1 protein-coding gene (only partly in view) is annotated in these 15516 nt (G+C 70.1%); it reads left to right on the plus strand.

Going from position 1 to position 15516, the window contains the following annotated elements; genetic code table 11:
* Positions 1 to 15516, plus strand: part of the annotated coding region (locus HUA76_RS40275) for a non-ribosomal peptide synthase/polyketide synthase (protein WP_174463885.1) (this coding region is incomplete at its 5' end). 19455 nt of the annotated region lie beyond the right edge of the window; 15516 of its 34971 annotated nt are in view.

Below are 15516 nucleotides of genomic sequence, written 5' to 3' on the forward strand. Positions count from 1 at the left end.
CTCGAACCGCACCACTTCGCCCAGGCCTTCATGCTCGCGTCGAGCGAGCCGGTGGACGTCCCGTGCCTGGAAGCGGCGCTGCGCGCGGTCGTCACCCACCACGACACGCTGCGGCTGCGCTTCACGCACCAGCAAGACGGCACCTGGCACCAGGAGTTCACCGGCCTGGAGTCCCTGGTCCGCCTGGAGCAGGTGGACCTCTCCTCCGTGCCCGAGGCGGAACTGCCTGCGGCCCTGGCGTCCGAAGCCTCCCGCATCCACGCCAGCCACAGGCTGGATGAGGGGCTGCTCCTGCGCGCCGCCCTCTTCCACCTCGGAGCCGAGCGAGGCTCACGTCTCCTGCTGTCGGTGCACCACCTGGGCGTGGATGGCGTCTCCTGGCGCACGCTGCTGGAGGACCTCGGCGCGGGTTATGTGCAATCGAGACAGGGCCGCCCGGTGGCGCTGTCGCCCAGGTCCACGTCCTTCAAGGCCTGGGCCTCGAAGCTGAGTGACTTCGCGCGCTCCGAGGAGGTCGTGCGTGAGCAGACGTACTGGCTGGAGGAGGGGCGACTCGAGGCTCCTGTCCTTCCCAGGGATGGCGCTGGCGGTGCCACTTCCGTGGCCTCCTCTCGCACGGTGGAAGTCTCCCTGGACGAAGCCCAGACGCGGCTCTTGTTGCAGGAGACACCGGCTGCGTGGCGGGCGCACATCAACGATGTGCTGCTGACGGCGGTGGCCGACAGCCTCACACAATGGATGGGCCAGCCGCGCCTGCGTGTGGAGCTGGAGGGCCATGGCCGCGAGCCGTTCTCCGACGACGTGGACCTGTCTCGCACGGTGGGCTGGCTCACCACGCTGTATCCCGTGACGCTGGACGTCTCGGGGACGACGAGCCTGGGCGACCGGTTGCGCGCGGTGCGGGACTCGCTGCGGCGCCTTCCCCGAAAGGGACTCGGCTACGGCCTGCTGCGCCACCTGTCGGACGATGAGCAGGCCCAGCACCTCCGCGCGCTGCCTCGTGCCCAGGTGCTCTTCAACTACCTGGGCCAGTTCCATCAGTCCGCCGGTGACGACTCGGCGCTGAATCCGTTCACCGCCACGCGGGAGCCCCTGGGTGCCCTGCGCGCTCCCAATGCCGCGCTCTCCCACCTGCTGGAGATAAACGGCTACGTCTTCGAGGGCCGACTGACCCTGGTGTGGACGTACAGCCAGGCGGCGCACCGGCCAGAGACCATCCAGTCCCTGGCCGACCATTGCCTGCACACGCTGCGGCGGCTCATCGACGACCGAGACTCCGACGACGCCCGTCGCTTCACGCCCACCGACTTCCCGCTGGCGAAGCTGTCCCAGTCGGTGCTCGACCGGGTGCTGCCCGCGGGGGCGCTGGCGGACGACCTCTATCCGCTGTCGCCCATGCAGCAGGGCATGCTCTTCCACACCCTCACGGCCCCGGGCTCCGGCGTCTACGTCACGCAGTTGGCGTGGACCTTCGGCGGCGCCGTGGACATGACCGCCTTCCGTCGCACCTGGGAAGCCGTCATCCAGCGGCAGCCCTCGCTGCGCACGTCCTTCGTCGCCGAGGGCGCCGACCAGCCCCTCCAGTGGGTCCACCCGGAGGCCACCCTCCCCTGGGAGGAACACGACTGGCGCGGCGTGGATGAGGCCGAGCAGCAGCGCCGCTTCGACACCCTCATCTCCGAGGACCGTGCTCGGGGCTTCGACCTGCGCACGCCACCACTGCTGCGGCTGACGGTCATCCGCACGGATGAGCGCGCGTGGCGCGTCCTCTGGACGCTGCACCACCTCATCGTGGATGGATGGAGCCTCGGACTCCTCTTCCAGGAACTCTTCACCACCTACGAGCAGGTCCGCTCCGGCCAACTCCCGGCGGAGAGTGAGTCGACGTCCTTCCGCGACTACATCGCCTGGCTTCAGCGCCAGTCCCTGGAGCCCGCGGAGCTCTACTGGCGCAAGACACTGCGGGGCTTCACCGCGCCCACGCCCTTGCCCGGTGCACTTCCCCGAAGCCCGGACTCGGTGCTCCGGCGTCAGCACCTGAATGTCTGGCTGCCCGCGCAACTCACCGCGGACCTCCAGGCCTTCGTGCGCCAGCACCACCTCACCCTCAATGCACTGGTCCAGGCCGCATGGACGCTGGTGCTCTCACGTCACACCGGTGAGCAGGACATCCTCTTCGGCGCCACGACGTCGGGTCGCTCCGCCGATGTCGCCGGCATCGAACACGCCGTCGGCCTCTTCATCAACACGCTGCCCGTTCGCATCTTCGTCGACGAAGACGCCACCGCGCTCTCCTGGCTCCAGCAGCTCCACACCCAGCAGCTCGAGCTGCGCCAGTTCGAGCACACGCCGCTGACCCATCTCCAGCGGTGGAGCGACGTGCCGCGTGGCACGCCCCTCTTCGAGTCCCTCTTCATCGTCGAGAACTTCCCCGTCGACGCCGCCGTCAACTCGGCCAGCGCCGAGCTGGGCATCCGCGACTTCAGCGCGCGTGAGCAGGCCGATACCCCGCTGGAGGCGTACGTCATCCCCGGGGACGCCCTGGAGCTGCGCCTGCTCTTCGACGCCGCACGCTTCGAGCCCTCCACCCCCGAGCGCCTCCTGCGCCACTGGAGCATCGCGCTCCAGGCCCTTGTCTCCAGTCCCGACTCACGCCTGGGGGCCCTCTCCCTGGTGACGGGAGAGGAGCGCGAGCAGGTCCTTCGCTCCTTCAACGCGTCCTCGCGCGAGTTCGACTCCTCGTGCCTCCACCTCCAGTTCGAGGCACAGGCCGCGCTCACCCCCGACGCCACCGCGCTGTCCTTCGGTGACGTCTCGCTCTCCTACCGCCACCTCCACCAGCGCGTCCTTCGTCTCTCCCACCGACTCCAGTCCCTCGGCCTCCGCCCGGACGCCCCCGTCGGTCTCTTCGTCCAGCGCTCCGCCGACATGGTTGCCGCCATGCTCGCCATCCTCCACGCGGGCGGCGCGTACGTTCCTCTCGACCCTGATTACCCCTCGGACCGCCTCTCCTGGATGCTCCAGGACTCTCGCGCGCCCTTCGTCCTCACCTCACGCCACCTCCTCGACTCACTGCCTGCATCGGAGGCCCAGGTCCTCCTTCTCGACGAGACGGGCGACGAGGAAGCGCGGACTCCCGGCAACGCGGACGCCGAAAACCTCGCGTATGTCATCTACACGTCGGGCTCCACCGGCCGGCCCAAGGGCGTCATGGTGCCTCACCGCACCGCCGCCAACTTCTTCGCGGCCATGGATGACCGCCTGGGCACCTCTCCCGGCACGTGGCTCGCCGTCACCTCCATCTCCTTCGACATCTCCGTCCTGGAGTTGCTCTGGACGCTCTGCCGAGGCTTCCACGTCGTCCTCCATGACGAGCGCGCCGCCTCTCGCCTCGGCACCGCGCTGACGCTGCCCGAGGTCCTCCGCCGCCACCCCGTCTCCCATCTCCAGTGCACTCCGTCCTTCGCTCGCGCCCGGGTGCTCGCGCACGAGTCACTCGGCGCGCTCGCGTCCCTCCGCTTCCTCCTCGTCGGCGGTGAGGCGCTTCCCGGCCCTCTCGCCTCCCAGCTTCGCGCCGCACTCCCCCACTCCTCCCTGCTCAACATGTATGGCCCGACGGAGACCACCGTCTGGTCCTCGTCTCACCCGTCCTCGCTCTCCGACGAAGGGGCTTCCACCCTTTCCATCGGGACGCCTCTCGCCAACAACCGTCTCTTCGTCCTCGACGCCTCCGGCCAGCCCTGCCCCATCGGCTCGCCCGGCGAGCTCTTCATCGCTGGTGAAGGTGTCGTGCGCGGCTACTTCGGCCGCCCCGACCTCACCGCTGAGCGCTTCCTCCCCGACGCCTTCTCCGGCATCCCTGGCGCGCGCCTCTACCGCACCGGTGACCTTGCTCGCTGGCGCCCTGACGGCTCCCTCGACTTCCTCGGCCGCGCCGACTTCCAGGTGAAGCTGCGCGGCTTCCGCATCGAACTGGGCGAAGTCGAAGCCGTCCTCTCACGCCACACCTCCGTCCTCCAGGCCGTCGCGGGCGTCCACCTCGATGCCTCTGGTGATGGACGCCTCGTCGCCTGGCTCGTCCCTCAGCCCGGCCTCGCGCTCGACTCCTCCGCGCTCCGCGACTTCGCCCAACGGCACCTGCCCGAGCACATGGTGCCGTCCCTCTTCGTCGCCCTGCCCGCGCTGCCACTCACGCCCAATGGCAAGGTCGACCGCAAGGCCCTCCCCGCGCCGCAGAGCCGGGGTCCACAGTCCGCCGTCGCCGACGACTCCGAGCCGAGGACACCTCAGGAGAAGGTCCTCGCCGCCATCTGGTCCGACGCCCTGCGCGTGCCGCGCGTCACGCGACATGACAACTTCTTCGCGCTGGGTGGCGACTCCATCCTCTCCATCCAGATTGTCTCCCGCGCACGCAACGCGGGCGTCCAGCTCACGACCCAGCAGCTCTTCCAACACCCGACGCTGGAAGCCCTGGCCCGAGTGGTACAGCTCCAGGGCGGCGCCTGGGCCGAGCAGTCGGACGCCGCGCTGCTCGCGCTCACCCTGCGCACGTCGACGGACTCGAAGTGGCACGAGTCCACGGACGTCGTCCTGAGCCGGTTGAAGCAGGCCATCGCCGACCGTCTCGTCACAGCAGGCACTCCGGTGGAGGACCTCTATCCGTTGTCGCCCTTGCAGCAGGGCATGCTCTTCCACACCCTCGCCGCGCCGGGCTCCGGCGTCTACGTCACCCAGTTGACGTGGACCTTCGGTGACGCCCTGGACCTGGGGGCGTTCCGGCGCACCTGGGAGGCTGTCATCCAGCGACAGCCCCTGCTGCGCACGTCCTTCCTCACGGGTGGCTCACAGGAGCCCCTTCAGCTCGTCCACCCCGGTGCTGCCCTGCCCTGGGAGGAACTCGACTGGCGCGGAGTGGAGGAAGCAGAGCAGCAGTCCCGCTTCCAGGCCCTCCTCTCCGAGGACCGCGCTCGTGGGTTCGACCTGCGCACGCCACCGCTGCTGCGACTGACGGTCATCCGCACCGATGAGCACGCCTGGCGCGCTCTCGGGACCATGCATCACATGCTGATGGATGGCTGGAGCATGGGCCTCCTCTTCCAGGACCTCTTCGCCACCTACGAGCAGGTTCGCGCGGGACTGGTGTGGATCCGGCGTGAAGCGACGACCTTCCGCGACTACATCACCTGGCTCGAACGCCAGCCGATGGAACCCGCGGAGCGCTACTGGCGCAAGACGCTGCGTGGCTTCACCGCGCCCACGCCCCTGCCGGGTGCGCTTCCCCGAAGCCCGGACTCGGTGCTCCAGCGTCAGCGACTCCAGCTCCACCTGCCCGCGCAGACCACCACCGACCTCCAGGCCTTCGTCCGCCAGCACCACCTCACCCTCAATGCACTGGTCCAGGCCGCTTGGACGCTGGTGCTCTCACGGCACACCGGTGAGAAGGACATCCTCTTCGGCGCCACCACCTCGGGTCGCTCCGCCGATGTCTCCGGCATCGACCGCGCCATCGGGCTCTTCATCAACACCGTGCCCGTCCGCGTCTTCGTCGACGATGACACCACCACGCTCTCCTGGCTCCAGCAGCTCCACACCCAGCAGCTGGAACTGCGCCAGTTCGAGCACACGTCCCTCGTGCGTCTACACGGGTGGAGCGACGTGCCGCGTGGCACGCCCCTCTTCGAATCCCTCTTCATCGTCGAGAACTTCCCCGTCGATGCCGCGGTGAATTCCGCCGGAGAAGCGCTGGGCATCCGCGACTTCACCATCCTCGACCAGACGGACACGCCGCTGGAGGCGTACGTCATTCCCGGGGACTCGCTGGAGCTGCGTCTCTTGTTCGACGCCGCGCGCTTCGCGCCATCCATCCCCGAGCGCCTCCTGCACCACTGGGGCGTGGCGCTCCAGGCGCTGATGGCTGCTCCGGAGGCACGCGTCGCCTCCATCTCCCTGCTGACGGGAGAGGAACTCGAGCAGGTCCTTCTCTCCTTCAACAGCAAGGCCCTCCCCACGCCGGCCCAGAGTGGTTCTGTCCTTCGTTACACCGCGCCGCGCTCACGGACGGAGGAGCAGCTCGCGCGGTTGTTCGAGCAGGTGCTGGACGTGGCGCACGTCGGGGTCGAGGACAGCTTCTTCGCGCTCGGCGGCCACTCCCTGCTCGCCACGCAGATCGTCTCACGCATCCACTCCGTGCTGGGGGTGGAGCTCCCGCTGCGCGTCCTCTTCGAGTCGCCCACCGTCGCGCAGCTCGCACGCCGGCTCGAGTCCTCGACTCATGCGGTGGAGCGCTACTCCCCGCCGCTTCAGCCTGTCTCTCGCTCGGGCGAGCTGCCCCTGTCCTTCGCCCAGCAACGCCTGTGGTTCCTCGACAAGCTGGAGCCGGACAGCCCGTTCTACAACATGCCCGTGGGCCTCCGGCTGGAAGGGACTCTCGACGTCCCCGCGCTGGAGCACGCCTTCACCGAGTTGGTGCGCCGCCACGAGGTGCTCCGCACCACCTTCCGCGAGGGTCCGGTTCAAGTCATCCATCCGGCGGCCCCTGTTCCGCTGCTTCGCGTGGACCTCTCCGCGCTCCCCGTCGATGAAGGTGAAGCGGAAGCCCGGCGCCTCGCTCGCGAAGAGGCGCGGCGTCCCTTCGACCTCACTCGCGGGCCGCTGCTGCGCGCCACGCTGCTGCGTCTTTCCGAGTCGCGGCACGTCCTGCTGCTGACCCTGCATCACATCGTCTCGGACGGCTGGTCCGTCGACGTGCTGGTTCGCGAGTCCGCCGCGCTCTATGCCGCGTTCCGCGCGGGACACGCCTCTCCGCTGCCCGAGCTGTCCATCCAGTACGCGGACTACGCTGCGTGGCAGCGCGGCTGGCTCCAGGGCGAGGCGCTCGACGCGCAGCTCTCCTGGTGGCGGGAGCACCTCCAGGGTGCGCCCCGCTTCCTCGAACTCCCCACGGACTTCCCCCGGCCCGCCATCCAGGGCTTCCAGGGCGCCACCCTCACCCGCACGCTGCCTCGCGCGCTGGCAACGGCGCTCAAGGCACTCTCCCGCCGTGAGGGCACCACCCTCTTCATGGCGCTGCTGGCCGGCTTCGACCTCGTCCTCTCGCGGTACTCGGGGCAGGCGGACATCGTCGTCGGCACGGACATCGCCAACCGCAACCGCGTGGAGACGGAGGGCCTCATCGGCTTCTTCGTGAACCAGCTCGCCCTGCGCGCGCGAACCACGCCGGGGATGACCTTCCGTGAGCTGCTCGCCCAGGTGCGCGACGTCACGCTGGGCGCCCACTCGCACCAGGACCTGCCGTTCGAGGAGCTGGTCAAGGCCCTCAACCCCGAGCGCAGCCTCGGCCATACGCCCCTGTTCCAGGTGAAGCTGGTGCTGCAGAACCAGCCTGCCGCGGCGCTGGAGGTGCCCGGCCTCACGCTGCGCCCCGAGTTCTCGGAGTCCGGCACCTCGCGCCTGGACCTCACCCTCGCCATCGTCGAGACGGAGGCCGGGCTGGAGTGCACCTGCGAGTACCGCACGGACCTCTTCGAGGCCGCCACCATCGATGGGCTCGTGCGTCACCTCGGCGTGGTGCTGGAGGCCGCGGCGGCGAACCCCGGCACGCCCATCTCCGACCTGCCCCTCATGGCCCAGGCGGAGCAGCGCCAGCTCCTGGTCGACTGGAACGCATCCGCGCGCGACTTCCCGCGTGACGTCGGCGCGCACCAGCTCTTCCAGGCGCAGGCCACTCGCACCCCGGACGCCATCGCCGTGCGCTTCGAGGGCCAGCAGCTGTCCTACGCGCGGCTCGACGCCCGCGCCAACCAGCTCGCGCACCACCTGCGGGGCCTCGGCGTCCGCGAGGATGTGCCCGTCGCCCTCTGCGTGGAGCGCTCGCTCGACACCGCCGTCGCCATCCTCGGCATCCTCAAGGCGGGCGGAGCCTACGTCCCGCTCGACCCCAGCTATCCCGTCGAGCGCCTCACGTTCATGCTGCGCGACTGCGCGGCGCCCGTCCTCGTCACGACCGAGGCCATCGCCGACGAACTCCCGGCGGGGAGCGAGCAGCTCGTCCTGCTCGACGCCGAGGCGGACCTCATCGCCGCACAGCCCACCCGCGCGCCCGAGCCGGCCACCACCGCCGACAACCTCGCGTACATCATCTACACCTCCGGCAGCACCGGCAGGCCCAAGGGCACGCTCCTGCAGCACCGGGGCCTGTGCAACACGGCCCTCCAGACAGGCCGTGCCATGGGGCTCGGCACTGGAAGCCGCGTCCTCCAGTTCTTCTCCGCTGGCTTCGATGCATCGGTCTGGGAGTTCTTCGGCGCGTTGCTCTCGGGTGCCACCCTCGTGCTGGCGCCGCGTGAGCGACTCCTGCCCGGAGCACCCCTGCGTGCGCTGGCCCGGGATGAGTCCATCACCGCGGTGACGCTCACCCCCTCGGTCCTCGCGCAACTGTCGCCCGAGGACTTCCCTTCGTTGGAGACGCTCGTCTCCGCGGGCGAGGCGTGCACGCCGGAGTTGGTGCGTCGCTGGGCACCACACGTGCGCTTCCTCAACGCGTACGGCCCCACCGAGACCACCGTCTGCGCGTCCATCACCGAGCCGCTGACGGCCGGACAGGTCCTCACCATCGGTCGCCCCTGGGCCAACCTCCAGGTGTACGTACTGGACGCTTCGCTGCGTCCACAGCCCGTCGGCGTGCCCGGCGAGCTGTGCGTGGGTGGCGTCGGTCTGGCGCGAGGCTACCTGGGACAGCCCTCGCTCACCGCCGAGCGCTTCATCCCGGATGCGCTCTCCGGAGTGCCCGGGGCGCGGCTCTACCGCACCGGAGACCGGGCGCGGTGGCGCACGGATGGAACGCTCGAATACCTGGGCCGCCTCGACTCACAGGTGAAGCTGCGCGGCTTCCGCATCGAGCTGGGTGAGGTGGAGTCCGTCCTCTCTCGGCTCCCCTCCGTGCGCGAGGCCGTCGCCGTCGTGCGCGAGGATGCTCCCGGCCTCACCCGGCTGGTGGCCTACGTCGTGGCCGAGGAGGACGAGTCGGTCGACCCGGCCTCGCTGCGCGCGGCGCTCAAGGAGCGGCTGCCCGAGCACATGGTGCCCTCCGCCATCGCCGTCCTGCCCGCGCTGCCGCTCACGGCCCACGGGAAGGTGGACCGCAACGCCCTGCCTCCGCCCGAAGGCACGGGCGAGACCGAGGTCCGGGAGTACGTCGCGCCCCGAGGTGAGACGGAGTCGCGGCTCGCCACGCTGTGGCAGGAGTTGCTGCACGTCGAGCGCGTCGGCGTGCATGACGACTTCTTCGAGCTGGGTGGCCACTCACTGCTGGCCACCCAGGCCCTTTCGCGCGTGCAGGTCGCCTTCGGAGTCGAGCTGCCCCTGCGCGAGCTCTTCGAGGCCCCCACCGTGGCGCGGCTGGCCCTGAGGCTGGACACGCTGGCCCAGGCCGGCGCGAGCACCCTGAAGGCCCCCGCGCTGACTCCCGCGCCGCGCACGGGAGACCTGCCGTTGTCCTTCGCCCAGCAGCGGCTGTGGTTCATCGACCAGCTCGAACCCGGCAGCTCGCTCTACAACATCCCCACGGCCCTGGAGCTGGAGGGGCCGCTGGAGGTCACCGCGCTGGAGCGCGCCTTCACCGAGCTGCAACGGCGCCACGAGTCCCTGCGCACCACCTTCGGCGCCGTGGACGGACAGGCCATCCAGCGCATCCACCCGGCCGCGCCGTTCCCGTTGCCCGTGGTGGGGCTGGAGTCGCTCGCGCCCGAGGAGCGGGACCGCGAGATGCGGCGGTTGACGTCGGAAGAGGCCCTGCGCCCGTTCGACCTCGCACGCGGCCCGTTGCTGCGCGCCACGCTGTTGCGGCGGGCCACGACTTCGCACGTGCTGCTCGTCACCTTGCACCACGGCGTCGCCGACGCGTGGTCCATGAGCGTCCTCGTGCGCGAGCTGGTCGCCCTGTACGCAGCCTTCCGCGAGGGCCTTCCGTCTCCTCTGTCGGAGCTGGCCGTGCAGTACGCGGACTTCGCCGTGTGGCAGCGCGGCTGGTTGCGAGACGCGGCCCTGGAGGAGCAACTCGCGTGGTGGCGTGACGCACTGGCCGGCGCGCCCCCCTTGTTGGAGCTGCCCACCGACAGGCCCCGTGCCGCGCTGTCCTCACGCGAGGCGGCGCTTCACCCTGTCTCCCTCGGAGCCGAGCTGTCCGAGTCCATCAAGACGCTCTCGCAGCGCCATGGCGCCACGCCCTTCATGACGCTGCTGACGGCGTTCCAGCTCCTGCTCGCGCGCTACTCCGGGCAGGACGATGTCGTCGTCGGCTCGCCCATCGCGGGACGCAACCGCGCCGAGACGGAGGACCTCATTGGCTTCTTCGTCAACACCCTGGTGCTGCGCGCCCGGGTGGCCCCGCGCGTGACGTTCTCCGAGCTGCTGACCCAGGTGAAGCACTCCACCCTCGGCGCGTTCGAGCACCAGGACGTGCCCTTCGAGAAGCTCGTGGAGGAGCTGCAGCCTCAGCGCAGCCTCGGCTTCTCTCCGCTCTTCCAGGTCACCTTCTCGCTGCTCAACGCGCCCACCGGCGACCTGGACCTTCCCGGACTGAGCCTGCGCCCGCTCGCGCCAACGGGGCTGCTCGCCAAGTTCGACCTGGACCTCACCCTCTCCGAGTCCCCCACGGGCTTCGAGGGCGCGCTCCAGTTCTCCACCGCGCTCTTCGACACGGCCACCGCCGCGCGGATGGCGACGCACTTCCTCACCCTGCTCCGCGCCGCCGTGGCCCAGCCGGAGGTGCCTGTCTCCTCCCTGCCGCTCATGGACGCCGCCGAGCGGCAGCGCCTCCTCGTCGAGTGGAACAACACCGGCATCGACTTCCCGCTCGACAGCCCCGTCCATCGACAGGTCTCCGTGTGGGCCGGGCTCATGCCGCACGCCACCGCGGTCATCTCGGATGATGGCACCCTCTCCTTCTCCCAGCTCGAGGCCCGCGCCAGCCGTCTCGCCGCCCGGCTCCTCCAGACAGGTGTCCGTCCGGGCTCCCTTGTCGCCGTCTTCATGGAGCGCTCACTCGAGCTGCCCGTCGCCCTGCTCGCCATCCTCAAGGCGGGCGCCGCGTGGCTCCCGTTGGACCCGGCCTATCCCCGTGAGCGACTGGCCGTCATGCTCCAGGACGCCGCGCCCCCGGTGCTCCTCACCCAGCCCCACCTCCGGGCGACATTGCCCGAGGGCCCCACCGTCATCTCCCTCGACCCGCAGTGGGGCGCGCAGGGGGATGACGGCGAGAGACGCTTCGACACCGAGGTGGCCGTGGCTCCCTCCAGCCCGGCGTACCTCATCTACACCTCTGGGTCCTCAGGCCAGCCCAAGGCCACGCTCGTCTCGCATCAGGCCCTCGCCAACCACATGGCGTGGTTGCTCTCCGCCTTCCCGCTCCTGCCCGGCGACAGGGTTCTCCTCAAGACGCCGCTCAGCTTCGACGCCTCCGTCTGGGAAATCTGGGCGCCGCTCCTCGCGGGACTCCCCCTGGTCATCGCTCCCACCGACGCTCACCGCGACCCGGCCGCGCTCCTGGCCAGCGTCCTGCGACACCGCGTCTCCGTCCTCCAGCTCGTCCCCTCCCTGCTGCGCTTCCTCCTCGACGAGGAAGGGCTTGCGAGCGCGGCTTCCCACCTCCGCTTCCTCTTCTGCGGCGGCGAAGCCCTGCCCTCCGAACTCGCGCGCCGCCTCCACGCCACGCTCCCCAGGGCCCTGCTCGTCAACCTCTACGGCCCCACCGAAGTCACCATCGACTCGACGTTCGCCCTCGCCTCACCGTCGGAGTCTCGCGCGGCCATTCCCATCGGCAGGCCGGTCTCCAACACGCGGGCCTACGTCCTCGACGCGCTCCTCGAGCCCGTCCCCACGGGGGTCCCGGGCGAGCTTTTCCTCGCCGGTGCCCAGCTTTCGCTCGGCTACCTCCACCGCCCGCACCTCACCGCGGAGCGGTTCATCCCGGACCCGTTCAGCATCGAGCCTGGCGCCCGCCTCTATCGCACCGGAGACAAGGCGCGCTGGCTCGCGGACGGCACCCTGGAGTACCTCGGCCGCCTCGACTTCCAGGTGAAGCTGCGCGGCCAGCGCATCGAGCTGGGTGAAGTCGAAGCCGCGCTCCTCGCGCACGCCGACGTTCGTGAAGCCGTCGCGCTGGTTCGAGAGGACTCGCCGGGCAACCAGCACCTGGTGGGCTACGTCGTCGCCAGCGAGACGGTGGACATCGCGGCCCTGCGCACGTTCCTCCTGGCGCGGCTGCCCGAGTACATGGTGCCCGCCGTCCTGGTACCGCTGGAGGCCCTGCCCCTCACGGCCAACGGCAAGCTCGACCGAAGCGCCCTGCCAGCCCCCGACGCTGTTCTCACCGACACCTACGTCGCGCCTCGCACCAACACCGAGCGCACGCTGGCCGCCCTCATGGCGGAGCTGCTGCGCATCGAGCGCGTCGGCGCCGAGGACTCCTTCTTCGCGCTCGGCGGCCATTCGCTCCTCGCCACCCAGCTCGCCTCGCGCATTCGCGCGGCCTTCCAGGTCGAGCTGCCCCTCCGAGCCCTCTTCGAGGCTCCCACTGTCGCGTCCCTCGCGGCGCGCATCGACGCGAGTTCGCGTGGAGGCATCTCGAAGGCACCTCCCCTGACGCCCATGCCTCGCACCGAGGCCTTGCCGCTGTCCTTCGCACAGCAGCGACTGTGGTTCATCGACCAGCTCGAACCGGGGAGCGCCCTCTACAACATCCCCATCGCCCTGCGCCTCGAAGGCACCCTGAACGTCGCCGCCCTCGAGCGCGCGGTCTCCGAGGTCGTCGCACGACATGAAGTGCTGCGCACCACCTTCACGGCCTCCGTCGACGGTCGGCCCCTTCAGCGAGTCCGCGCGGCTGCTCCCGTCACCATTCCGTGCATCGACCTCCGTCACCTCGACCCGACCTCCCGTTCCTTCGAGGAGCGGAGCCTTGCCCTGGAGGAGTCCGCTCGCCCGTTCGACCTGACCTCGGACTCCCTCTTCCGCCTCTGCCTCGTCCAACTGGAGGAGCACGCGCACCTGCTGCTCTTCACCGTCCACCACATCGTCTCGGATGGCTGGTCCACCGGGGTGCTGGTGCGCGAGCTGGGCGCGCTCTATGCGGCGCACCTGTCCGGCGTGCCTGCCGCACTGCCTCCTCTGCTCGTGCAGTACGCCGACTTCGCGGCCTGGCAGCGCGGCTGGCTGCGCGACGAGGCGCTGCGCACGGAGCTGGACTACTGGAAGAAGCACCTCCAGGGGGCTCCGGCGCTGCTGGAGCTGCCCACCGACAGGCCGCGTCCCGCGGTTCAATCGCGCACGGCCTCGTCCCATCCGCTCTCCCTCGGCGCGCGGCTCTCCGAGGCCGTCAAGGCGCTCTCCCAACGTGAAGGCGCCACACCCTTCATGACGTTGCTGGCGGCCTTCCAACTCCTGCTCTCGCGATACTCCGGGCAGGACGACCTCACCGTCGGCTCGCCCATCGCCGGCCGCAACCACGCGGAGACCGAGCCCCTCATCGGCTTCTTCGTCAACACGCTCGTGATCCGCGCGCGCATCGACTCGCGGGCCTCCTTCCGAGTGCTCCTCGCCCAGGTGCGCGCCTCCATGCTGGAGGCGTACGAGCACCAGGACGTGCCCTTCGAGAAGCTCGTCGAGGAGCTGCAGCCCGAGCGCAGCCTGGGCTTCTCTCCCCTGTTCCAGGTCTTCTTCTCGCTCCTGAACACACCCATGGGGGACCTGGAGCTGCCCGGCCTGCGCGTCCTTCCCGTCGACTTCGACAACGCCGTCGCGAAGTTCGACCTCGACCTCTCCCTCAGCGAGACGCCGGCGGGCTTCCAGGGCTCGCTCCAGTTCTCCACGGCCCTGTTCGACGCGGCCACCATCTCTCGACTGGCGTCCCACTTCCTCACGCTGCTCCGCGCGGCGGTGGAACAGCCGGATGCCCCCGTCGCGTCCCTTCCGCTCATGGACGAGGCCGAGCAGCACCGCGTCCTCGTGGAGTGGAACAACACACGCGCGGACTTCCCCGCTCACACCACCGTCCACGCCCTCTTCGAGGAGACCGTCGCTCGTTCTCCCGACGCGCTCGCCGTGTCCATGGGCGACGCTCAGCTCACCTTCCGTGAACTGGAGGCCCGCGCCAATCAGCTCGCCCACGCGCTGCGCGACCTGGGTGTGGGGCGAGGCTCACGGGTGGGCCTGTACTTCCGCCGCTCGCCGGAGATGGTCGTCGCCCTCTGGGCAACCCTCAAGGCCGGTGCCGCCTACCTGCCTCTCGACCCGGCCCTGCCTGACTCTCGCATCGCCTTCCTCCTGGACGACACCCACGTCTCCATCGTCCTCACCGAGTCGGTGCTCGCGGACGCGCTGCCCGCGAGCGCGCTCCATGTCCTCCGCGTCGACGACGACTGGGACGTCACGGCGGGCAAGCAGCCCACGACGGCGCCAGCACCCCTGGCCACCGCCGACGACCTCGCCTACCTCATCTACACCTCCGGCAGCACCGGTCTCCCCAAGGGCGTCATGGTGGAGCACCGGGGCGTCGTGAACTACCTCACCTGGGCCCTGCGCGCATACCGCATCGCCGAGGGCTCCGGCTCTCCGGTCCACTCGCCTCTCTCCTTCGACCTGACCGTCACCAGCCTCATCGCTCCGCTCATCGCGGGAAGACCCGTGGTGCTCGTTCCCGAGGAAGCCGGCGTGGAGGGGCTGGGTGAAGCCCTGCGCGAGGGCAGCGACTTCAGCCTCGTGAAGCTGACTCCCACCCACCTGCAACTGCTCTCCTACCAGCTCACACCGGGCGAGGCGGCCGGTCGCACCCGAGCCTTTGTCATCGGTGGCGAAGCCCTGACCGCCGAAGGCGTGGCCTTCTGGCGCAAGCACGCTCCGGACTCCCTGCTCATCAACGAGTACGGCCCCACCGAGACGGTGGTCGGTTGCAGCGTCCACACCGTGGCCCCTGGAGACGCGACGAGCGGTTCCATCTCCATCGGCCGTCCCATCGCCAACACCCGCCTGTACGTCCTGGATGCCCACCTGCGCCCCGTTCCAGTGGGAGTCGTGGGTGAGCTGTTCATCGGCGGCTCGGGCGTGGCGCGCGGCTACTGGCGGCGTCCCGCGTTGACCGCGGAGCGCTTCATCCCCGACGCCTTCAGCACGCAGCCCGGAGCCCGGATGTACCGGACGGGCGACCGCGTCCGCTGGGGCGCCGACGGCAGGCTGGAGTACCTGGGCCGCGCCGACTTCCAGGTGAAGGTGCGGGGCTACCGCATCGAACTGGGAGAGATTGAATCCGCGCTGCGGACACATGGCTCCGTCGGCGACGCGGTGGTGGTGGTGCGCGAGGACGGCCCGTCGGGTGCACGGCTCGTGGCCTATGTCGCGCCGCATGCCGGCGCTTCCCTCCCCGACATCGGCGTGCTGAGGACGCACCTGGGTGAGCGCCTCCCGGCGTACATGGTGCCCTCGGCCATCGTCGCGCTGGAGGCGCTGCCCTTGTCCTCCAACGGC

The sequence above is a fragment of the Myxococcus sp. CA056 genome (genome assembly GCF_013336715.1).
GTDB lineage: Bacteria > Myxococcota > Myxococcia > Myxococcales > Myxococcaceae > Myxococcus > Myxococcus llanfairpwllgwyngyllgogerychwyrndrobwllllantysiliogogogochensis.